Genomic DNA, 21,394 nt, shown 5'->3' with positions numbered 1-21,394 from the left:
TAGTTTTTTCTATAAAGGTGGTCTGTATGAATATTTTCAAACAATTTTATAAAAGTCTTTACTCTCCAAAGGATATAGCTTTATTTCGTTTTCAAGGAATCGGAAAAACGATATTATTTGTTTTTTTCCTAACCTTCATTTCCGTTCTACCATCCATTTTTTATTTAAGCACAGCACTCTCCACTGGCATTGATACAGCAAGATCAATTCTCACGGATGAAGCACCAGCCTTTACAGTGAAGGATGGACAGCTGACTGCTGAAACAACTGTCCCAGTTACTATTAGCAGAGATAATTTCACCATCATTATCGATCCAACGGGTGCTATTACTGAATCAGATGTTGAAGACCAGGGAAACACATTTGCCTTGTTAAAAGATAAATTCGCTCTAGCCTCAGGGGGCAGAATTGATGCATCACCGTATTCCATGCTTGAAGGCATGACAATTTCAAAAGAAAACTTAGTCAATTTTATTGACACAATAGGCGGAATGAAAGGAATTATCATTCCTATAGTTTCATTATTTATTTATTTGTTTTCAAGTGCCGCAAGCTTTATCGAAATATCTATTTTGGCCTTAATTGGACTAGTGCTAAAGAATCTTTTAGGCAGAAAACTCAATTACCGACAATTATGGCGGATGGCTGCATACAGCGAAACACTGCCAACTGTATTTTTCACCATAATGGCTGCCATTAAAACCTCTGTACCAAATAGTTTTATCATAAATTGGTTTGTTGTGATTATTATTTTATATCTTGCCATAAATGAAATTCCAAAACCAAAAAAAGCAAACTAGAATGCGCCCCATTTGGGCGTATTTTTTTCATTTCTGTTCTATTACTGGTTGGACAAGCATACGAATGTACAAACGTTTTATATGGAGGCTTGTCCGATGAAAAAGTTGATAGGATTCCTACTTTCTATTCTAGTCGTATATGTTATTTATTTTGATCTCACCGTCGGTACCCTTCCTACCTCAAAGACTCTACAGGTGGATGCAAAGATTGAGACAAACACTGTGGAATCAAAAAAAACGACCATTCCTTTTTTTGATGCTAAAGTAAAGCCTGGTGAAACGCTCATCTCGATTGTAGAGCATCAATTAGATAAACCACTTCCTGTTCCAATGACGAAATTAATCGACGATTTTCAACAATTAAATTCTGACCAATCAGCTGAAAAAATTCAAATTGGAATTACATATCATTTTCCTGATTACTCACAATAAAGAGGATATCCTTATTCTTGTCAAAAATATCAAAAGGCTGATACAATAAGATGGAACTTAATCACTGTGAACATTTTTTCTTGAACTCACTGATTGATTAATAATCAATTGGATTGTTTTAAACTATTTTGTTTTATGCGAATCCATTTTGAAGGAGAGCGAATTACACGTGAGTGAAATTATACATCGCACAAAAACCCGACCGATTAAAGTAGGCAATTTAACAATTGGCGGAAGCAATGAAATCATTATTCAAAGTATGACCACAACGAAGACTCATGATGTTGAGTCAACTGTTGCTGAAATAAAACGCCTAGAGGAGGCGGGCTGTCAAATTGTTCGGGTTGCTTGTCCGGATGAGCGGGCCGCCGATGCCATTCCTGAAATAAAAAAACGAATCAATATTCCCCTTGTGGTTGATATTCATTTCGATTACAAATTAGCCCTTAAGGCCATTGAGGGTGGTGCTGATAAAATTAGAATCAATCCAGGAAACATCGGTAAACGGGAAAAAGTTGAGGCTGTTGTGAAAGCAGCAAAAGAAAAGGGAATTCCCATTAGAATTGGGGTAAACGCTGGATCACTTGAAAAGAAGATCCTCGAAAAGTATGGTTATCCAACGGCGGATGGTATGGTTGAGAGCGCCCTCCATCATATTAAAATCCTTGAGGATTTAGATTTTCACGATATTATTGTTTCAATGAAGGCGTCAGATGTAAATCTCGCCATTGAGGCTTATGAAAAAGCTTCTCGTGCTTTTGATTATCCGTTACATTTAGGAATTACTGAATCTGGTACACTTTTCTCAGGTACTGTAAAAAGTGCTGCCGGATTAGGTGCGATTATTAGTAAAGGAATCGGCAACACTCTACGTATTTCATTAAGTGCTGACCCTGTTGAAGAAGTAAAAGTTGCTCGAGAGCTATTAAAAGTATTTGGTCTATCATCAAATGCCGCTACATTAATTTCCTGTCCGACTTGCGGAAGAATTGAAATTGACCTAATTAGTATTGCAAATGAAGTAGAAGAATATATTTCCACCATCAAAGCTCCGATTAAAGTGTCGGTATTGGGTTGTGCCGTTAATGGTCCTGGTGAAGCTAGGGAAGCAGACATTGGTATTGCAGGTGCTCGTGGTGAAGGCTTATTATTTAGAAAAGGCGAGATCGTCCGTAAGGTGCCTGAAGCGCAGATGGTTGAAGAATTAAAAAAGGAAATCGACCAAGTTGCTGCAGAATATTTCCAAAAGAAAGCTGAAGAAGAAAAAATGGTAAAATAAATGTAAGAAACCCGGTATTTTCACCGGGTTTCTTTTTTGCTCCTATACAGATCATGTTAAAAGAACGGGAGAATAAAGATACCCACTATAATCGAAATCGCACCGATTCCAATCGCCCAAGAACCTAAGCCAGTGGCACCTCTTCTCCTAGCAACGAATCCTAACACAATACCTGCGGCACCAAAAAGAATAGGCATAACAAACAGTGATAAAATCGATAGCGCTATTGCCAGGGTCCCCATGCCGGTTCCACCTGCGGTTCGTTCCCGAAATTCATCCTGTTCCCTTCTCCTCATAACTGGAACAGGGGCAGCAATTTCTGCCGCTGTTTCTTCCCTGTATTTAGAAGAGCGAATTGGGACGGACGCACCAACTTCAGGAACATTCTCTTCTTTTTTCAATGAGTACGAAGTCTTGATTGGAGCGGCAAATTCTGACGCTGTTTCCTCCCTAAATTCTGAAGGAGAATTGGGGATTTCTTCGCCAATAATTGAACTACGAAGAGCTTCTTGCACTTTTGTATCTCTTTCATCTGCCATCCTTATCCCTCACTTTCAGTTATAGGAGCATTATTTATTGTTAGCTACCTGACACTATTTAATATGTTAATGTTTGTCTTAAATAGGTTTTTCTATCAAATTCAGAAAAAAACTGTATTTAGAATTTGATACATCATTATGCTCGGGTCTTTGGTAAAATATAAGGAGAAACCCACGACGAAGGTGAATACATTAATGAGAAAAAAATTTGGTTTAGATATTGATGGAACAGTGACTTGCCCTACCTCCATGATTCCCTTTATTAATAAAGCATTTCATATGAACATTTTGTATCAAGATGTTAACCAATATGAATTAACCCCCTTTGTTAATGTGTCAGAAGAGGTATTTTCCAAATGGTTTATTGAAAACGAACCAATTATTTACAGAGACTCTCCCCCCGCAGCTGGAGTCCTTAATGTCTTGAATAAATGGAAAAACAAACATGAGTTATATTATATTAGTGCACGTGGTCCTCATTTACATGACGTAACCGAGAAATGGTTTTTACATCATGGCGTAAGCTTTGATCATATTGAGTTAGTTGGTTCACACGATAAGATTGAGACAGTAAAAAAACATCAGCTTGAAATCTTTTTTGAGGATAAACATGATAATGCAGTGATGATTCATGAAGCATGTCACATTCCTGTTATCTTATTTAATACCCCTTATAACCAAGAGCCAATCCCAAATGGTGTTATTCGAGTAAATGATTGGTTCGAGGCTTACGATTGGGTAGAGAGTTGGTTAAGGGAGGCACAGACACCGCTACGAAAAAAACAGCTTGTATGAGCATACAAGCTGTTTCACTACTAATGGCATTCTGGGCAGCGCCCGTATATCTCAAATTTATGCCCTGATATATCATAGCCCTTTAAATTTTCACTTAATTCATTCATCGGACATGTTTCAATTTCTTTTGTTTTCCCGCAGTCTAAACAAATAAAATGGTGATGATGATGACTTCTCGAGCAGGTAAAACGGAAGTGCTTTTCTCCCGATAACTCCGTCATTTCCAATATCCCCATATTTACAAATAAAGAGAGGTTTCTGTAAATCGTATCAAAGCTTAAACCAGGATAATCATCCTTTAACTCGTCTAGAACATCCTTTGCCGTTAAATATTTATCGCTATCTGCAAATAATTGAAGCATATCTTCTCTTTTTCCTGTTTGTTTAAATCCGTTTTCTTTTAAGTATTGAATGGCTTCATGTACGTTCATTCTGCACCCGCTCCTATTGCACTTGTTACTTTTCTATAAAAGATCGCTAATACTAATATGAGGACAGCTATCATTACAATCGTTCCGCCTGGTGCTAAATCAAGATAATATGCTGTAAAAAGACCACCTAGCACAGAAATTTCTCCAAAGATGACAGATAATAAAATCGTTTGTTTAAAACCTTTTGCAATCCGAATACTGGCTGCAACCGGTAGTGTCATTAACGAGGATACCAATAAGATTCCGACTATTCTCATCGAAGCCGCAATCACTAGAGCCACCATGACAATAAAAATAAAATGAATACTTTTGGCTGCAATTCCAGAGGCCTTGGCGTGTTCCTCATCAAATGAGAGTAAAAATAACTCTTTATACAGCAAAAATATGATTAACATGACAATAATACTAATAATAAGAATGACCCATAAATCCGTTCGGCTCACGGCAGATACACTACCAAATAAATAACTAAATAAGTCAGTATTAAACCCGTTTGCAAGGGAAATAAAAATGACCCCAAGACCAATACCACTTGAAAGGATAATCGGGATGGCTAATTCTTGATAGTGTTTGTATACCCCCCGTAATTTTTCGATAAATAAGGAACCACCTACAGAAAATACCATTCCTAAATAAATTGGATTTAGTCCAGCCATCATTGAAAACTTTCTTTCAATTAGGAGGCTTGCAGCAATTCCTGCTAAAGTAACATGGCTTAAGGCATCTGCAATTAACGATAATCTTCGAACAACAATAAATACGCCAAGTAATGGCGCAAGAATGCCAATCATGATCCCTGTTAGGAAGGCATTTTGTAAAAATTCATAATGAAAAATTCCTTCTAGCATTTTATAACCCTCCGTGATCATGGTGATGAGCCAACAGATGTATATCATGACCATAAACTTTTGACAACCCATCCGAATTAAGCTGTTCAAACTCATGTGTTTCACCGTGAAAATGCAAATGTTTATTTAAGCAGGCCACATGTGTGACTTTTTCAGAGATCGTTCCAATATCATGTGTGACTAAAAGAAGCGTAATGGCACGTCTCTTATTTAAGTCACCAAGCATCTGATAGAAGGAATTCACATTCTCCGCGTCTACCCCAACTGTCGGTTCATCTAAAATCAACAGTTTTGGTTCACTCACTAAGGCACGAGCAATGAAAACTCTTTGTTGCTGTCCACCAGATAGTTCACCAATGTTTCTATTAGTAAACCCCTTCATTCCGACGGCATCCAAGGCTTCATTCACTTTTTTTGCATGCTCCTTTTTAAAAAACGTAAACAGACCTAACTTTTTTGTTAAGCCGCTAGCTACTACTTCAAATACGGTTGCTGGAAAACCCGTGTTAAAGGAATTAGCCTTCTGGGATACATACCCAATTTTTTGCCTGTCCTTAAATTTACTAATCTCTTGCCCGAATAATAAGATTTCCCCTTTTTGCAGCTTCAATAAGCCAAGTATCAACTTTAACAAGGTTGATTTTCCAGACCCATTGGGCCCTACAATAGCCAAAAATGAACCATCTGGTACCGTTATATTAATATTCTCAAGGACAATATCCTTTTCATATCGATAGGAAAGTTGTTTTATTTCAATGATTGATTGCATAGTCCACGCTCTCACCTTTAATTATAAGAATCATTACGATTTACCTCCAGTAGTATACAATAGGAATAGCTGATTGTAAAGACAAATGACTGATAATAATCACCATTCCCCTTCCTAATCCATTGTCACACTCTTTCAACTTCTTCATACATTAGCATGGAGGAGTGATGAGGGTGAAAATATATGAAAACATCATTAATCATAAGGTAAATACGATCACTGCTGACGAGCTGGTCAAATATGCAAAGCAGTTTAATATTGCTGTTACTCAACAACAGGCGCGAAAAATCGCCGAATACTTAAGAGGAAAAAATGTAAATATTTTTGATGACAAGCAACGCGCCCAACTGGTAAAACAAATCGCTAAAGCAGCTGGACCTGAAACAGCACGTGAGGTTAATAAATTATTTATCCAATTTACGAAACAATAAAAGCTGTGCCAATGGCACAGCTTTTAGCTATCCTTGCATAATTTGCTCTAGCAAATCCTCATTAAATTTCTTGCCACGAAGCATTTCAATTTCAAATTTATATGGTGCCTTTTTGTTATTCTTATCTTCACCAACATAAGGAGTTTCAAGAATTTTTGGCACTTCCATCAATTGTGGATGATGAACGATATGGCTAAGTGCTGTAAAGCCAATATGGCCAAACCCTATATTCTCATGACGGTCTTTTCTCATCCCTACTGTATTTTTACTGTCATTGATATGGAGCACCTTTAGCTTGTCCAACCCAACTATTTTATCAAATTCATTTAACACGCCATCAAAGTCTTCAACGATATTATAACCAGCATCATGCGTATGGCAAGTATCGAAACAAACAGACAGCCGATCATTATAGGTGACTCCATCCATAATCATCGCTAATTCCTCAAACGACTTTCCACATTCTGAGCCTTTTCCCGCCATCGTTTCTAATGCTATTTGAACCTGTTCCTTACCGGTTAATACTTCATTTAGCCCCTCGATAATCTTTTTAATCCCCGCCTCTGTACCCGCGCCTACATGGGCACCAGGATGCAAGACAATTTGTTTAGCACCAATGGCTTCTGTTCTCTCGATTTCACTGCGCAGAAACCTTACACCCAATTCAAAGGTATCTGGATTAGTAGTATTACCAATATTAATGATATAGGGTGCGTGGACAACAATTTCCGAAATTCCATTCGCTTCCATATGTCTTCTGCCTGCTTCAATGTTCAGGTCTTCAATCTTTTTCCTTCGTGTATTTTGGGGTGCCCCCGTGTAAACCATGAATGTATTAGCCCCATAAGACACGGCTTCTTCACTAGCAGCAAGCAGCATATTCTTACCGCTCATCGATACATGCGAGCCTATTTTTAACATTTCATTCTCTCCCCTTCACCAATTATTTTTTTCTTTGATCGATTCTTCGCTGCCGTTTTTTTATTTTATCCATTTCCCATTGCATTTTCTTTTTATAGCCTGGCTTAACTTTTTGCGGTTTCTTCACTAAGGACTTTGCTTTTTTATCTGCTTCATCTTCTTTTCTTACACGGGTCTTTCGCTTATTCCGCTCATCTGTTTCAATAAATTCGCCTTGCTTCAAATCAGTATATTTAAACTGAATCCCCATCTTTTCCAAACGATTTAAGGCATCCTCATCCGCAGTATCGAATACTGTGAGCGCTATTCCTGATTGTCCAGCCCGTGCTGTTCTCCCCACTCGATGAATATAAAAATCTAGATCGGTCGGAAGTTCATAATTTATGATATGACTTACCCCTTCAATATCAATTCCTCGAGATGCCAGGTCTGTGGCAACGATATATTGATACTCCAAATCTTGAATTTGCTTCATCATCTTTTTTCGTTCACGCGGGTTTAAATCACCATGGACACGGCCCACCTTTAAACCTTTATCATTTAGAAAATAGGCCACCTCTTCGGCCATCTTTTTTGTATTGGTAAAGACGATTGCTAGGTAGGGATTGTAAGCTACCAGTGCATCATGAACAAGTTGTTTTTTATTTCGGTGTCTGGATGGTAATAGAAAATGCTCTAGGTTTTCTGCTGACCTATTTTTAGATTCAATTTGAATCGTTTTAGGATTATCCATATATTTTTTGAGAAAGGGTTTTAACTTTTCAGGGATGGTGGCGGAAAAAACCAACATCTGCAAGTTTTCCGGCATTTTTGCGGCAACTTGATCTAAATCTTCGATAAAGCCCATATCGAGCATCATATCTGCTTCGTCAACAACAAGAATGCTTGATGTATGAATAAATAATGCTTGCTCAACCATGAGATCTTTAATTCTACCAGGTGTTCCTACCACTATATGCGGCTGCACCTTCAATTTCTCGATTGTTCGTTGTTTATCGGTTCCTCCGATATAACATCTTGTCATAATGGCTTGATCAGGGCTACAATGTTCCGTAACTTTTAAGATTTGCTGATATATTTGCGAGGCTAATTCTCTAGTTGGGGCTGTAATAACAGCTTGAACCTCTTGACGCTGTGGGTTGATTTTTTCAAGAATCGGTAATACAAAAGCAAATGTTTTGCCTGTCCCTGTTTGCGATTGACCAATCGCACTTTCTCCCTTTAATACCATTGGGATCATTTTATTCTGAATTTCAGTTGGCCCAAAAAATCCAAACTGATTCAGGGATTCTATAATAAAAGGCTGAAACTTAAAACGCTCAAATTGATTTACTGTCATATAATTGCTCCTTATTTTTAAATATCTTGGTACTTATGGAGTAGTTTTCTTCGCAATGTTGAAGCTTCCACTTTTTATTTCCATCATGTAATTATAGTAAAGTTTCATCTAAATAACCAGCTAACTATTTTCTTATTCACATCTTTTACTTTTTAAACACTTTTTAAAACGAAATTTAGTTTTTTCCTTGTGCAGAATACCTAAACCAAATAAGGATAAATGCATATTTTAATGTATTAAGTGTAGGTGAAAGGAGGTAGTGATATGCAACCAAGACCGAGAATGCCAATGAATGGCGGGATGGGACCAAATATGTTTGGGGGCAGAAATCCAATGATGGGACCAGGAGGTAACCCTTTGGGAGGGAGAGGGCCGATGATGGGGCCTTCAAGCGGTCCTTTCGGAGGTGGAAATCCAATGATGGGTGCACGGATGGCCCCTGCACAAATGAATCGAGGCGGAAGTGGTGGTGGTTTCCTTTCGAAAATTCTTGGAGGGGGTTCACGTGCTGGCGGCTCTGGTGGACTTTTAGGAATGTCTGGAGCTGGAAGAGCCGCTGGTGGTAGTGGCGGTTTACTACAATCGTTGAGTAGCCCTGGAGGACTCACAGGTATATTAAACAATACCCAACAAGTATTGCAAACAGCCCAATCAATTGGACCGATGATTCAACAATATGGACCAATGGTCAGAAACCTTCCTGCGATATGGAAAATATATCGTGGATTCAAAAATGCTAGCAAAAATAGTGATTCTTCTTCAGATGATACGAATACCAGCACTGAGTCTTCTTTAGAAGAATCTTCAAGCAATGAAACAGGAGATCATGAAGCAGTAAAGAGTAACAAAGCAAAAAGAAAACCTAATAAGGCAGGTAATGAAAAACGGAAGTCCCCAAGTTCCCAACGTAATAGTTCACAGCAAAAAGGAAATTCTATACCCAAAATGTATATATAAATCAAGAATGCTGGCAACAGCGTTCTTTTTTTGCAAAAATTACAAAGATATACTTTCTTTGTATTATACCCGTTAGTTTTATATAATTAATTGACAACAATTAATTGTCTAATTGGGGGACTTTATATATGCAAATTATTAAAATATCGCCACGCGGTTACTGTTATGGGGTTGTTGATGCAATGGTCATCGCCAGAAATGCCGCATTAGATAAAACTCTACCACGTCCGATCTACATTTTAGGGATGATTGTTCATAATAAACATGTTACCGATGCTTTCGAAGAAGAGGGCATTATCACTCTTGACGGAAAAAATCGAAAAGATATTCTCGATAAAGTTAAAACAGGTACGGTAATTTTTACTGCCCATGGAATCTCTCCAGAGATCCGCGAGCTTGCAAAACAGAAAGGCCTTGTAACCCTTGATGCTACCTGTCCTGATGTAACACGAACACATGACTTAATAGCGGAAAAAACAAAACAAGGCTATCAAGTCATTTATATAGGTAAAAAAGGACACCCAGAGCCAGAGGGGGCTGTCGGTGTTGCTCCAGGTATGGTTCATCTTGTGGAAACTCCAAGTGATGTTGAAGCATTAAACATTGACAAGGAAAAACTTCTCGTTACGAACCAAACAACAATGAGTCAATGGGATGTTGCCGATACAATGAAAATGGTTCAGCAAAAATTCCCTCATGTTGAAGTCTATAATGAGATTTGCCATGCAACTCAAATTCGTCAAGAGGCAGTTGCTGAACAAGCGACTACCGCTGATGTTACCATTGTCGTCGGCGATCCAAAAAGTAATAACTCCAATCGATTGGCGCAGGTTTCTGAGGAAATCGCTGGCACAACAGCCTATCGAATCGCTGATATTACCGAATTGGAAATTGATTGGATCAAGGATGCCAAAAATGTCGCCGTTACATCTGGCGCATCTACTCCAACTCCTATTACAAAAGAAGTAATTACGTTCCTTGAACAATTTGATCCAAATAATGAAGCCACTTGGGATAGACAGAAAAAGGTCCAATTAAACAAAATTTTACCAAGAGTTAAAAAGACAGAAATTAACTAAAAACATAAAGAACCGCGTCTAATTAGTAGACTGCGGTTCTATTTGTTTAGATAAACTGAAAGGGATCCGTGTTTACTTCTGAAGGAAAAATCTCCACATCATATCCAAATTCTTGGCACATCTTTTGTAACACCCTTGTTACCCCTTTTTTCATCACCTTTTCAACGTTATGACCGGGATCAATCATGTTTAATCCTTGCATCATAGCATCATGGGCAGTGTGATAATAAATATCCCCTGTTACATACACATCTGCCCCGTTATATTTAGCATTCATAAAATACTTATTACCGTCCCCACCTAAAACAGCAACCTTTTTTACTTTAGCCGTTAAATCTCCAACCACTCGGACATTTGTCACTTCTAGTACATTTTTAACTTTTTCAGCGAATTCCTTTAGCGTCATTTCAGTCACCTTGCCAATTCTCCCCAACCCTAACACATCACCTTTATTGTCTAACGGATACACATCATAAGCCACTTCTTCATACGGATGCGCTTTAATCATGGCCGTAATGGTCTTCTTGAGGATTGATTCCGGTACAACGGTCTCAATTCTTACTTCATCCACTTCTTCAACCTGTCCTACATTCCCAATGTAGGGATGTGTGTTATCTCCTGGCAAAAATCTCCCAGTCCCAGGGGCAGTGAAAGAACAATCACTATAATTTCCAATAAAGCCTGCTCCCGCCTTACCGAGGACCTGTCGTACCTCTTCAGCATGGCTCACTGGCACAAAAACAACTAGTTTCTTTAGCTTCGTTTCAAGCGTTGGGACTAGTATCTCTGTTTCTTTCAACTCCAGCGCTTCTGCTAACAAGTCATTTACCCCACCGTTTGCAACGTCAAGATTCGTATGTGCGGCATAGACAGAAATATCATGTTTTAACAATTTCTCAATCATTTTCCCCTGTGCAGTATCCGTTAATAAATTTTTCAAGGGACGATATATCATCGGATGATGGGCGATAATGAGTTGGACATTTTTTTCAATGGCCTCATCTATGACATTTTCGAGTACATCTAGGGCAATCATGACTCGATGAACTTTTTTATTTAATCGACCAATTTGTAAACCAATTTTATCGCCTTCCATCGCTAGCCCTTTTGGGGAAAACTGTTCAAAAAGTTGAATGATTTCATGACCATTAGGAATCTTCACTTACCAATGCCTCCTCGACGATTTTCATCTTATACAATAACTCTTGCCTTTTGTTTAGTGTCTCTTCTGTTTCAGTCGCATCCTCTAATGCATCATATATTCGCTGCCAATTATTCTTTTCTGCAGTCCATTTTTTCTTAAAGGCGTCCGCCTTTTGTTGAACCAAGAAGGGGCCTAATAAAAGTCCCCAATCCCTATTTTTTTGATAGGGTTTTGCTGCATCGCCCTGTCCGGCAATCAATACCTCGTAAATTTTTTCATCTTCCTCAATAATCTCTTCTGCCACTAACTCCCAATTATTTTTGATTAGCCACTTTCGAATAGAAATGGCACTTAGATTCGGTTGTAAGACAAGGCGCTTAACAGTGCTTAACTTTTCTTTACCATTTTCTAAAATACTAGAAATTAAGGCACCACCCATTCCAGCAATGGTAATACAATCGACCTCACCCGGTTTGATAACCTCTAGTCCATCACCCATGCGAACGGAAATCATTTCAGCTAATCCTTCTGATAAAACATTTCTCTCTGCAGATTGGTAGGGGCCTTGGGCCACCTCACCAGCGACCGCAAATGTGATCCTTCCATTCTTCGCTAAGTAACACGGCAAATAAGCATGATCAGAGCCGATATCCGCCATTCTAGCTTGTTCCGGTACATATTTTGCAACAGTTGCTAACCGATCTGATAATTTATCTGTGTTCAACAATACCACCACTTTTTTATGTAATTATTTAAGTATAAAAAAAGTCCCTTACAGATGCAAAGGACTTTTTTTAGGAACTGTGAAAAACTAATCAAATTTGATTAATGCTAAGTTCCAGCACCTAGAGGCGCATTCGCTTTTCTATTTGATTTTTGATAGCCAATCAGCCATTGCACCCGATTGTTCGTCCGTTACAAGACCTGCAGGCATACCTGTACCTTTTCCTTTTGTGACAATAGTCATAAGTTCTTCCTTAGAATACTTATCACCAACGCCCTTTAAAGTTGGTCCTACTACCCCTTGGTACTGATCGCCATGGCATCCAATACATGTTTGCTTATAAATGTCCTCTGGATTAGATGCAGCAACCTCAGTCTTTTCACTACCTTCTCCATTATCCTTAGCCACTTCTTTCATATCCCCTAGGCCCTTAAAAGATAGGATAAACACTAAGACAATTCCAAAAACCATGACTAAAACGTAAGGAATTACCGGATTCCGCTTCATGATAAACCTCCCTTATGTACGAACACTTTAAAAATAAATGTCTACAAACAATTATTATTTTACTTGAAAATGAACAGAAGGAAAAGCCCTAAACTTATTTTATCACTATAATCTTTGAAAAAAGAGACAAGAGGCCAAATAGTTTAATGTAAACTACCCTGCCTCTTGCAGTTTTCCCATATTCACATGTTAACAACCAATAAATCGTGAAATGACCATTCGTTGCACTTCCGATGTCCCTTCACCAATTTCAAGTAGCTTGGCGTCGCGCATCATTCTCTCCACCTGATACTCCTTCATATAACCATAGCCGCCATGAATTTGCACAGCTTGGCTCGTTACTTCCATACAAATTTCTGAGGCGTATAGCTTGCACATGGCTGCCTCCTTAGAAAAAGGTCTTCCCTGATCTTTAAGCCAAGCTGCCTTATATACCATATTACGAGCCAATTCAATTTTCATCGCCATATCTGCCAGCTTAAACTGAATAGCTTGAAAGGAGGAAATCGATTTCCCGAATTGCTTCCGTTCCTTTGCATATTCAAGTGCCTTTTCATATGCTCCTTGAGCAATCCCTACAGCCATTGCACCAATTCCGATACGTCCGCCATCGAGTGTGATTAAAAACTGCCTAAAGCCCTCTCCACGCTTTCCTAACAAGTTTTGGGCAGGTACTCTAACATCTTCAAGGACAAGTTCGGTCGTATTGGAGGAATTCAAGCCCATTTTTTCATACTGATCGATGACGGTAAACCCTTTTGCATTAGTTGGAACGATTATGGCACTAATCTCCTTTTTATCATCCTTTACCTCAGTCACGGCTGTTATGGCTATATGTTTTGCAAAACTGGCATTGGTAATGAAGCATTTATTACCATTAATGATAAATCCACCATTTTCTTCATGTGCCCTTGTTCTCGTTCCACCAGCATCTGAGCCAGCATTTGGTTCGGTAAGTCCAAATGCTCCTAATGATTCACCTGTACAAATGGGGGTTAAAAAGGTTTGTTTTTGCTCCTCAGTACCAAAAAGAAAAAGCGGAGCTCCACCTAATGAAATATGGGCGGAATAGGTAATACCTGTCGAGCCACAAACCCGGCTTAATTCTTCTACCACAATTGCAAAACTAATCGTGTCTGCTCCTCCACCGCCATACTTTTCTGGAAAAGGTAAACCCATAACGCCCATTTTAGCTAATTGATTAAAGATTTCCACTGGAAAACGTTTTGTTCTATCCCGCTCTATAGCACCAGGTGCAACCACTTCATCAGCAAACTGGCGTAATGTCCGTTTGATCATTTCTTGTTCAGAAGTTAAATCGAAGTTCATTTCCATCCCCCTAGTGAAAAAATGTATACGCTTTCTTTTTTATTATAAGAGAATTTATTTTAAATTCCCAACATTTTAAATTTTTAAAAACCAATATATTATGGAAATATAAAGAACGTTCATTCTTAATAAAATAAACTTCGACTTACCTTTTCCTATGGAGTAAGATCTTTGAATGACTACAAACCCTGGGAGATGTTGGCTCAATGCGTCTCAATGGTTTTGCACAAAAGTAAAATACAACATATTCTAGTTAAAAATCCAAATGGACATTTGCAAAATGAGAGACAATTCAGTAAAATAATGAAAAGCGCTTCCATGTTTCCCATTTGGATAAAAGGATATTGTTTATTTTCACACAAAAAAATAGTTTACTCCGATTAGGGAGTAAACTATTGATAGTGAATATTTTATTCTAAGAAATCTTTAAGTCGCTTACTGCGGCTTGGGTGACGTAATTTACGCAATGCCTTTGCTTCAATTTGGCGGATACGTTCCCGAGTTACCCCAAAAACCTTTCCAACCTCTTCGAGGGTACGAGTTCTGCCATCATCAAGGCCAAAGCGAAGACGAAGGACATTTTCTTCCCGATCTGTAAGAGTATCAAGAACATCTTCGAGCTGCTCTTTTAATAATTCGTATGCAGCATGCTCTGATGGTGATGTTGCATCCTGATCTTCAATAAAATCGCCAAGGTGTGAGTCATCCTCTTCACCAATTGGTGTTTCAAGTGAAACAGGTTCTTGGGCAATTTTTAATATTTCTCTTACTTTGTCTGGTGTTAAATCCATATCTTCACCAATTTCTTCTGGAGTTGGTTCGCGACCGAGGTCCTGAAGTAATTGACGTTGAACACGAATAAGTTTATTGATTGTTTCGACCATGTGCACAGGAATTCGAATCGTCCTTGCTTGGTCAGCAATTGCACGAGTAATCGCTTGACGAATCCACCAGGTCGCATAGGTACTAAATTTAAAGCCTTTACGGTAGTCAAATTTCTCAACAGCTTTAATGAGCCCCATATTCCCTTCTTGGATTAGATCAAGAAATAGCATACCACGGCCAACATAACGTTTGGCGATACTGACAACAAGGCGCAGGTTCGCTTCAGCGAGACGTCGCTTTGCCTCTTCGTCGCCTTCTTCAATCCGGTTTGCTAGCTTAATTTCCTCTTCTGCGGAAAGCAAGTCAACTCGGCCAATTTCTTTTAAATACATTCGGACTGGATCATTAATCTTAACTCCTGGAGGAACGCTAAGATCGTTTAAATCAAACTCTTCATCATCTTCTTTTGCTAACTTTTTAATATCTGGGTCTTCCTCATCACTTTCGCCAACTAATTCAATCCCTTGATCACCTAAGAACTCATAAAATTCGTCCATTTGATCTGATTCTAAATCAAAATTAGCCATTTTCTCAGCAATATCATCATAGGCAAGGACACCAACTTTTTTACCCAGCTCAGTTAACTGGTCTTTTACTTGTTCAAGGGTTAATTCATTTTCAACCTCTTTTGAACGGGCTGATTTTTCAGCAGCCATATGTCCCCCTCCTTCCAAAAATCAAAGACACTTAAAATGGAATTTATAACAATTTACGCAATTGATTTATTTCAAGTCCAATTGCAGCAGCCTTACCAAAGTCACTTTGTCGCTCAGCTTCTTTTAGTTCCACTTCTTTTTCTTTTATCTTTAACATTTTTTGATAATTCAACACCTGTTTGATATAATCAGTTAATTCTTGATCACTTACCTCGTCATTTATTGACATCATTTCAATGGTGGCAACCATCCTTCTTAGATTGTCATCTTGGAGATAGATTAAAAATGCACTGGTGTCCAGTTCCAAATGATCTTCATAAAATGCTAACAGGTAGGTTATTATTGCCTGATGTTCATCAGAATTAAACGTTTCTCCTGCAAGTAATTCTTGCACCTTATAGGCCACATCACGACTTTTCAGCATATGAGCAATTAAGCATCGCTCCGCAGTATAATGGGCGGGTTTTAATTCCTCTACTGGCTTAGCCATTACTATTGGTTTATGAAAGATTTCATTTTTACCATTCGATTTTCTTTTTTCATCGAAGAACATTTGTTTTTGCTGTTGCTGTAAAGCCTCTAATGAAAGCGAAAACTCAGCTGCAAGTTGTCGTAAATAATGATCCCTTTCGACCGCTTTATTCAACTTACTGATTTCTTTGATTATCACTTCGATATATGAAAGCCGATCTCCTTCAAACTGAAGATTTTTTCCTCTGCGAAAATAAAGAAATTTAAATGCCATCCAGGTTAAGCTAGCACCAATTACCTCTTGGCGGAATTTATCAGGACCATTCTTTTTAATGTATTCGTCAGGATCCTGACCATCGGGCATCATGGCTACCCTAAGTTGAAAACCAGCCTCGTGTAGATGGTTTCCTGCACGGTATGCAGCTTCTATTCCCGCTTTATCGGAGTCATAGCAGATAGTTATGGATTGAATGCTTTGGCGTAAAAGGGATATATGTTCATCTGTCAAGGATGTCCCCATTGTTGCAATGCCATTCTCCACTCCAGATCGATCTGCAGCAATACAATCGGCAAATCCCTCAAATAAAACAGCATGTTGCAATTTCTTTATACTTGGCTTTGCTAAATGATAATTATATAAAATTTTACTTTTATTAAAGATTGCTGTTTCGGGACTATTTAAATATTTGGGCTCATCAGCCCCAAGTGATCTCCCTGAAAAAGCAATCGTATTACCGTGACGATCAAAAATTGGAAACATAATTCGATCCCTAAATCGATCAAAATACGTTCCATCCCTTTCCCGTTTGATAATTAAACCGGCTTTTTCCATTGATTCAGGTGAAAAATCCCTTTTCGCAAGAAATTTATGAACAAAATCCCATGAATTTAAGGAGTAGCCAATTTGAAACTTATCAATCGATTCTTGGGTAAATCCTCTGTTAAGCAGATACTCCAATGCATGCTGACCTTCGTTTGTATTTACCAATAAGTGATGATAAAATTTCCGTAATAACTCGTGAGCATCAAGCATGGATTGAAGCTCTTTGGAAACCTTTTTCCCACCGTTTGCTGAAGGTAAGTTAATATCAAGATCAATATTTACCTTAGCGGCAAGTTTAACGGCTGCCTCCTGGAATGATATTCCTTCTAGCTCCATTAAAAAAGAAAATACATTTCCCCCAGCACCGCACCCAAAGCAATGGTAAATTTGTTTGTCAGGTGACACTGAAAATGAAGGTGTGCTTTCACCATGAAATGGACACAATCCGAAGTAATTTCGCCCCTGTTTTTTCAGTTGAACATAATCGCTGATTACTTCGACAACATCAACAGCCTGACGAATTTGGTCAATCTTTTCTTCGGCAATACGGTCTGCCATGAAAACAACTCCATTTGTACTACAAGTATTCGGCAGGCAATCTTTAAATTCCTGCAAATTTCGACAAAATTTTTGTTAATTTCATCATAAATCTGGCTCAATCTTCTGTGACTAGTTTAGTTCATGATAAATGGCCCGCATTTTCCTTTTCAGAATCAGCATATTTCTATGTTGCCTATGTAATCTTCTCTTTCATATGATGATCATAGGAAGCGGTAAAAATTTTCTACGAAAAAATCGTAAGTATTCGACAATCTCCTCTTTGACCAGCAAAGATCTGCATCGACATAAATAGTCGGAATGTCTTTTACATAAGTATTAATTCTACATCACTCCGCATATTCCTTCTTTATGAAGTAACTTTACAGTAGGGTTTATGTCGAATTTTTTTTAGGGGGCTGCCTTGACATCTAACAATAAATAGTTTATTCGTTCCCATGCAACTCTAAACCTAAAAAGATATATTTTTATCACAATTTTTTATTATAGTATATTCGTTATCATTTTACCATAACTTTTTTTATTTTTTTCACAAGTAAAACACATAACCAAATGATTATGTGTCAGGGTCTACCCTTATAAAGATAATTTAAGATCACATTTGCGGTTTCTTCCACTGCCTTATTGGTTACATCTATAACTGGGCAATTTATTTTGTTTACAGTTCTTTCGAAAAATGTCAATTCTTCTTTAATTCTTTCGATATTCGCGTAACTAGCTTGATCATTTAAACCTAATGAGATTAATCTTTCACGTCTAATATTATTTAGCTTTTCGGGACTTATTTTTAACCCAAAGCATTTTTGACTTGGAACTTTATAAAGTTCTTCTGGCGGGTCCACTTCTGGTACTAGCGGAACATTTGCAACCTTTAACCGCTTATGGGCTAAGTACTGCGATAATGGGGTCTTTGAGGTTCTGGACACTCCAATCAGGACGATATCTGCTTTTAAAAGCCCTCTAGGATCGCGCCCATCATCATATTTCACAGCAAATTCAATCGCTTCGATCTTTTTAAAATAATCTTCATCGAGCTTTCTCACAAGGCCAGGTTCACATAGGGGGGCTTTTCCACTAAAAATCTGTATTTGATCAATGATAGGACCAATCAGATCAACTGCGATAATCCCTTCCACAGCTGCTCTTTCCTTTAAATATGTACGCATATCTGGTTTGACGAGTGTAAAGGCAATCATGCCTTTATCCTGCGATACAAGTGATAACACCTCATCGATATGTTCTCGATCTTCTACATAGGGAAATCTTTTCAATGTCATACCAGAGCCATTAAACTGGCTAATAGCCGCTTTTGTAACTAATTCAGCCGTCTCTCCTACTGAATCTGATACAACATAAATAATAGGCGAACTCATTCTCCCTCACCAGCTCCTCTTTCAAGAGTGTTTTTACTCATCACTTAACGATAAAAATGCTTTTGTAATGGTCGTCTTTGTAACTCTGCCAATGACCTCATAGCCCTTTTCTGATTTTTTCACAACGGGTAAGGCATCTATTTGTTTTTCAATTAATTTCTTGGCTACGTCAATTAACAAATCTTCCCGTTCACACATGGTTATATTTGGCATCCGTGTCATAATGATATTTACCGGTATACTTGTAAGCTCTTGCTTACCAATACTGGCTCTAAGCAAGTCCTTTCTTGATAAAACCCCCACTAAGCTGGAGTATTGGTCTACTACAAACAATGTTCCTACATCTTCAAGGAACATCGTACAAATCGCATCATACACGGAAACATTTTCACTTACTACAACGGGAATGGATTGATAATCTTTCACATAAATCTTTTGGAGGTTTTCTGTTAATAATTGTGCGCCCGATTTTCCCGTATAAAAATAGCCGACTCGCGGTCTAGCATCTAAGAATCCTGCCATTGTTAAAATAGCGAGATCTGGTCTTAAAGTTGCTCTAGTCAATCCTAATTGATCAGCTATTTGCTCCCCAGTAATCGGACCATTATCCTTCACAATCTGTAAAATATGATCTTGGCGTTTAGTCAGTTCGATTGTCCTCACCACCTTCATACCCATTAATGAATGTACTAATATGTCATACTTTAATAGAAATATTATATACTACTTACTTTAATTTTTAAATATTTTAGATAGATCCAAAATAAAGGTGCGGAATCCCGCACCTTTAAAGCTAATAAATTGATTATGTTCTTTCCTTTTTAGAATAGCATTTTTTCTTGTAAGAAGCTGATAAGTTCGGCAATCGGGATCCGTTTTTGCTCCATTGTATCCCTATCACGGACGGTTACCATATTGTCTTCTTTTGAATCAAAATCATACGTTATGCAATATGGTGTTCCGATTTCATCGTGGCGACGATAACGCTTGCCGATAGAACCTGCCTCATCGAAATCAACTGTAAAATATTTTGATAATGTCGCAAATACCTCTCTAGCCTCATCCGATAGCTTCTTTGATAATGGAAGAACCGCTGCCTTAAACGGGGCTAAAGCTGGATGAAAATGCATCACCGTTCTTGTTGTTCCATCTTCCAATTGCTCTTCATCATACGCATCAATTAAAAAGGCGAGAGTTACTCTATCTGCACCAAGTGATGGTTCAATACAATAAGGAACATACTTTTCGTTCGTCTCAGGATCAAGGTAGTGGAAGTCTTCTCCGGAATATTCCATATGCTGTTTTAAATCATAATCAGTTCTTGAGGCAACCCCCCACAGTTCGCCCCAACCAAATGGAAACTTATATTCAAAATCAGTTGTGGCATTACTGTAATGAGAAAGCTCATCTTCTGAGTGATCTCTAAGTCTTAAATTTTCATCGGTAAGGCCTAATGAAAGTAACCATTTTTCCGCATATTGCTTCCAATGGTCAAACCATTGAAGCTCTTCACCTGGTTTACAGAAAAACTCCAATTCCATTTGTTCGAACTCTCTTGTCCGGAAGGTAAAGTTACCCGGAGTAATTTCATTCCGGAAACTTTTCCCAATTTGTGCAATACCGAATGGTAATTTTTTTCTCATTGTCCGTTGTACATTTTTAAAGTTAACAAAAATACCTTGTGCAGTTTCTGGACGTAGAAAAATTTCATTTGTGCTAGATTCTGTTACCCCTTGAAAGGTTTTAAACATTAAATTGAATTGTCTAATTCCCGTAAAGTCATGAGAGCCACAGTCAGGACATGCAATCGAATGTTCCTTTATTAATTCTTCCATTTTTTCAAACGGCAATCCATCGACAACCATTTCCAGGCCTTTTTCCTCAAGCGCATTTTCAATTAATTTATCCGCACGATGGCGTGCCTTACAATTTTTACAATCAATCATCGGATCATTAAAGTTTCCTATATGTCCCGAAGCTTCCCATGTACGAGGGTTCATTAGGATACTTGCGTCTAAGCCGACGTTGTATGGTGATTCTTGGACGAATTTTCTCCACCATGCCTGTTTGATATTATTTTTAAATTCAACTCCTAATGGGCCATAATCCCAAGTGTTTGCAAGGCCTCCATAAATCTCGGACCCCGGAAAAATAAACCCTCTATGCTTTGCATGCGAAACGATTTGCTCCATTGTTTTTTTCATTTGATATGCTCCTTTTCTGATAAAAATAAAAAAACTCCCGTCTCTATGCTTGAAAAGCATAGGGACGAGAGTTACCCGCGGTTCCACCCTATTTGCTGCA

Annotated in this window: 22 protein-coding genes and 1 other annotated feature (1 of these 23 running past the window's edge); of the genes, 7 read left to right on the top strand and 15 right to left on the bottom strand. The window is 38.2% G+C overall.

The window, feature by feature from the left end; genetic code table 11:
- The first annotated feature begins 26 nt into the window (after positions 1 to 26).
- From TY15_RS03840 to ispG, 3 genes are all read left to right on the top strand, one after another.
- Positions 27 to 800 carry a DUF1189 domain-containing protein gene (locus TY15_RS03840; protein ID WP_040207989.1) on the top strand — a complete coding sequence of 258 codons (774 nt, stop codon included), beginning with the start codon at positions 27 to 29 and terminating at the stop codon, positions 798 to 800.
- Positions 801 to 896: 96 nt separating this feature from the next.
- Positions 897 to 1,232, top strand: a complete 336-nt coding sequence (locus TY15_RS03835) for a hypothetical protein (protein WP_040207988.1) — start codon at positions 897 to 899, stop codon at positions 1,230 to 1,232.
- Positions 1,233 to 1,401: 169 nt separating this feature from the next.
- The gene (gene ispG, locus TY15_RS03830) at positions 1,402 to 2,511 is read left to right on the top strand and encodes a flavodoxin-dependent (E)-4-hydroxy-3-methylbut-2-enyl-diphosphate synthase (RefSeq protein ID WP_040207986.1); all 1,110 of its coding nucleotides are present in this window, start codon (positions 1,402 to 1,404) and stop codon (positions 2,509 to 2,511) included.
- A gap of 56 nt (positions 2,512 to 2,567) precedes the next feature.
- On the opposite strand, the gene TY15_RS24855 is transcribed toward ispG, so the two are convergent.
- A complete protein-coding gene (locus TY15_RS24855) occupies positions 2,568 to 2,912 on the bottom strand; it encodes a hypothetical protein (protein WP_392391359.1) in 345 nt (114 codons plus the stop codon).
- Positions 2,913 to 3,245: 333 nt separating this feature from the next.
- Here TY15_RS24855 and TY15_RS03820 point away from each other — a divergent pair, with 333 nt between their 5' ends.
- Positions 3,246 to 3,845, top strand: a complete 600-nt coding sequence (locus tag TY15_RS03820; protein ID WP_040207984.1) for a 5' nucleotidase, NT5C type — start codon at positions 3,246 to 3,248, stop codon at positions 3,843 to 3,845.
- A gap of 20 nt (positions 3,846 to 3,865) precedes the next feature.
- On the opposite strand, the gene zur is transcribed toward TY15_RS03820, so the two are convergent.
- Genes zur through TY15_RS03805 form a run of 3 tightly spaced genes read right to left on the bottom strand, consistent with a single transcriptional unit; the run spans position 3,866 to position 5,893 of the window.
- Complete coding sequence (gene zur, locus TY15_RS03815; protein WP_040207982.1) at positions 3,866 to 4,276, bottom strand: zinc uptake transcriptional repressor Zur; 411 nt, start codon at positions 4,274 to 4,276, stop codon at positions 3,866 to 3,868.
- Entirely contained in the window at positions 4,273 to 5,124 is an 852-nt protein-coding gene (locus TY15_RS03810; protein ID WP_040207981.1) for a metal ABC transporter permease, read from the bottom strand. The genes zur and TY15_RS03810 overlap by 4 nt, the downstream gene beginning before the upstream one ends.
- 1 nt (position 5,125) lies before the next feature.
- The gene (locus tag TY15_RS03805; RefSeq protein WP_040207980.1) at positions 5,126 to 5,893 is read right to left on the bottom strand and encodes a metal ABC transporter ATP-binding protein; all 768 of its coding nucleotides are present in this window, start codon (positions 5,891 to 5,893) and stop codon (positions 5,126 to 5,128) included.
- A gap of 173 nt (positions 5,894 to 6,066) precedes the next feature.
- On the opposite strand from TY15_RS03805, the gene TY15_RS03800 reads away from it, so the two are divergent.
- Entirely contained in the window at positions 6,067 to 6,324 is a 258-nt protein-coding gene (locus tag TY15_RS03800; RefSeq protein WP_040207978.1) for a DUF2624 domain-containing protein, read from the top strand.
- 27 nt (positions 6,325 to 6,351) lie between these two features.
- Here TY15_RS03800 and TY15_RS03795 read toward each other — a convergent pair whose 3' ends face one another.
- Positions 6,352 to 7,245 (bottom strand): deoxyribonuclease IV, encoded by an 894-nt coding sequence (locus tag TY15_RS03795; protein WP_040207977.1) that lies wholly within the window; start codon positions 7,243 to 7,245, stop codon positions 6,352 to 6,354.
- Positions 7,246 to 7,267: 22 nt separating this feature from the next.
- Complete coding sequence (locus TY15_RS03790; RefSeq protein ID WP_040207975.1) at positions 7,268 to 8,584, bottom strand: DEAD/DEAH box helicase; 1,317 nt, start codon at positions 8,582 to 8,584, stop codon at positions 7,268 to 7,270.
- A 264-nt stretch (positions 8,585 to 8,848) separates the two neighbouring features.
- Here TY15_RS03790 and vrrA point away from each other — a divergent pair, with 264 nt between their 5' ends.
- A complete protein-coding gene (gene vrrA, locus TY15_RS03785) occupies positions 8,849 to 9,541 on the top strand; it encodes a VrrA/YqfQ family protein (protein WP_052353689.1) in 693 nt (230 codons plus the stop codon).
- Between the two features lie 128 nt (positions 9,542 to 9,669).
- Entirely contained in the window at positions 9,670 to 10,620 is a 951-nt protein-coding gene (locus TY15_RS03780; protein WP_040207974.1) for a 4-hydroxy-3-methylbut-2-enyl diphosphate reductase, read from the top strand.
- A gap of 46 nt (positions 10,621 to 10,666) precedes the next feature.
- Here TY15_RS03780 and TY15_RS03775 read toward each other — a convergent pair whose 3' ends face one another.
- From TY15_RS03775 to TY15_RS03730, 9 genes are all read right to left on the bottom strand, one after another.
- Positions 10,667 to 11,782 carry a Nif3-like dinuclear metal center hexameric protein gene (locus TY15_RS03775; RefSeq protein WP_040207972.1) on the bottom strand — a complete coding sequence of 372 codons (1,116 nt, stop codon included), beginning with the start codon at positions 11,780 to 11,782 and terminating at the stop codon, positions 10,667 to 10,669.
- The gene (locus TY15_RS03770) at positions 11,769 to 12,488 is read right to left on the bottom strand and encodes a tRNA (adenine(22)-N(1))-methyltransferase (protein ID WP_040207971.1); all 720 of its coding nucleotides are present in this window, start codon (positions 12,486 to 12,488) and stop codon (positions 11,769 to 11,771) included. Before TY15_RS03770 ends, TY15_RS03775 begins: the two co-directional genes overlap by 14 nt.
- Positions 12,489 to 12,629: 141 nt before the next feature.
- Positions 12,630 to 12,995, bottom strand: a complete 366-nt coding sequence (gene cccA, locus TY15_RS03765; protein ID WP_040207970.1) for a cytochrome c550 — start codon at positions 12,993 to 12,995, stop codon at positions 12,630 to 12,632.
- 189 nt (positions 12,996 to 13,184) lie between these two features.
- Positions 13,185 to 14,324: an acyl-CoA dehydrogenase family protein gene (locus TY15_RS03760; RefSeq protein ID WP_040207969.1), complete on the bottom strand. Its 1,140-nt coding sequence runs from the start codon at positions 14,322 to 14,324 to the stop codon at positions 13,185 to 13,187.
- Between the two features lie 410 nt (positions 14,325 to 14,734).
- On the bottom strand, positions 14,735 to 15,865 hold the full coding sequence (rpoD, locus tag TY15_RS03750) for an RNA polymerase sigma factor RpoD (protein ID WP_040207964.1): 1,131 nt from the start codon (positions 15,863 to 15,865) through the stop codon (positions 14,735 to 14,737).
- A 43-nt stretch (positions 15,866 to 15,908) separates the two neighbouring features.
- Entirely contained in the window at positions 15,909 to 17,717 is a 1,809-nt protein-coding gene (gene dnaG / locus TY15_RS03745) for a DNA primase (RefSeq protein WP_040207963.1), read from the bottom strand.
- Between the two features lie 563 nt (positions 17,718 to 18,280).
- Positions 18,281 to 19,090, bottom strand: a complete 810-nt coding sequence (locus TY15_RS03740; RefSeq protein ID WP_040207962.1) for a pyruvate, water dikinase regulatory protein — start codon at positions 19,088 to 19,090, stop codon at positions 18,281 to 18,283.
- Between the two features lie 33 nt (positions 19,091 to 19,123).
- Positions 19,124 to 19,762, bottom strand: coding sequence for a transcriptional regulator CcpN (ccpN, locus tag TY15_RS03735; RefSeq protein WP_275452003.1), 639 nt, complete (start codon positions 19,760 to 19,762; stop codon positions 19,124 to 19,126).
- Between the two features lie 149 nt (positions 19,763 to 19,911).
- Entirely contained in the window at positions 19,912 to 21,294 is a 1,383-nt protein-coding gene (locus TY15_RS03730; RefSeq protein WP_040207959.1) for a glycine--tRNA ligase, read from the bottom strand.
- A gap of 57 nt (positions 21,295 to 21,351) precedes the next feature.
- Positions 21,352 to 21,394 (bottom strand) — a binding site (T-box leader) (it continues 150 nt past the right edge of the window).

The sequence above is a fragment of the Neobacillus jeddahensis genome (assembly GCF_000612625.1).
Classification (GTDB): Bacteria; Bacillota; Bacilli; order Bacillales; family Cytobacillaceae; genus Neobacillus; species Neobacillus jeddahensis.
This window is presented reverse-complemented; position numbering and strand designations above follow the sequence as displayed.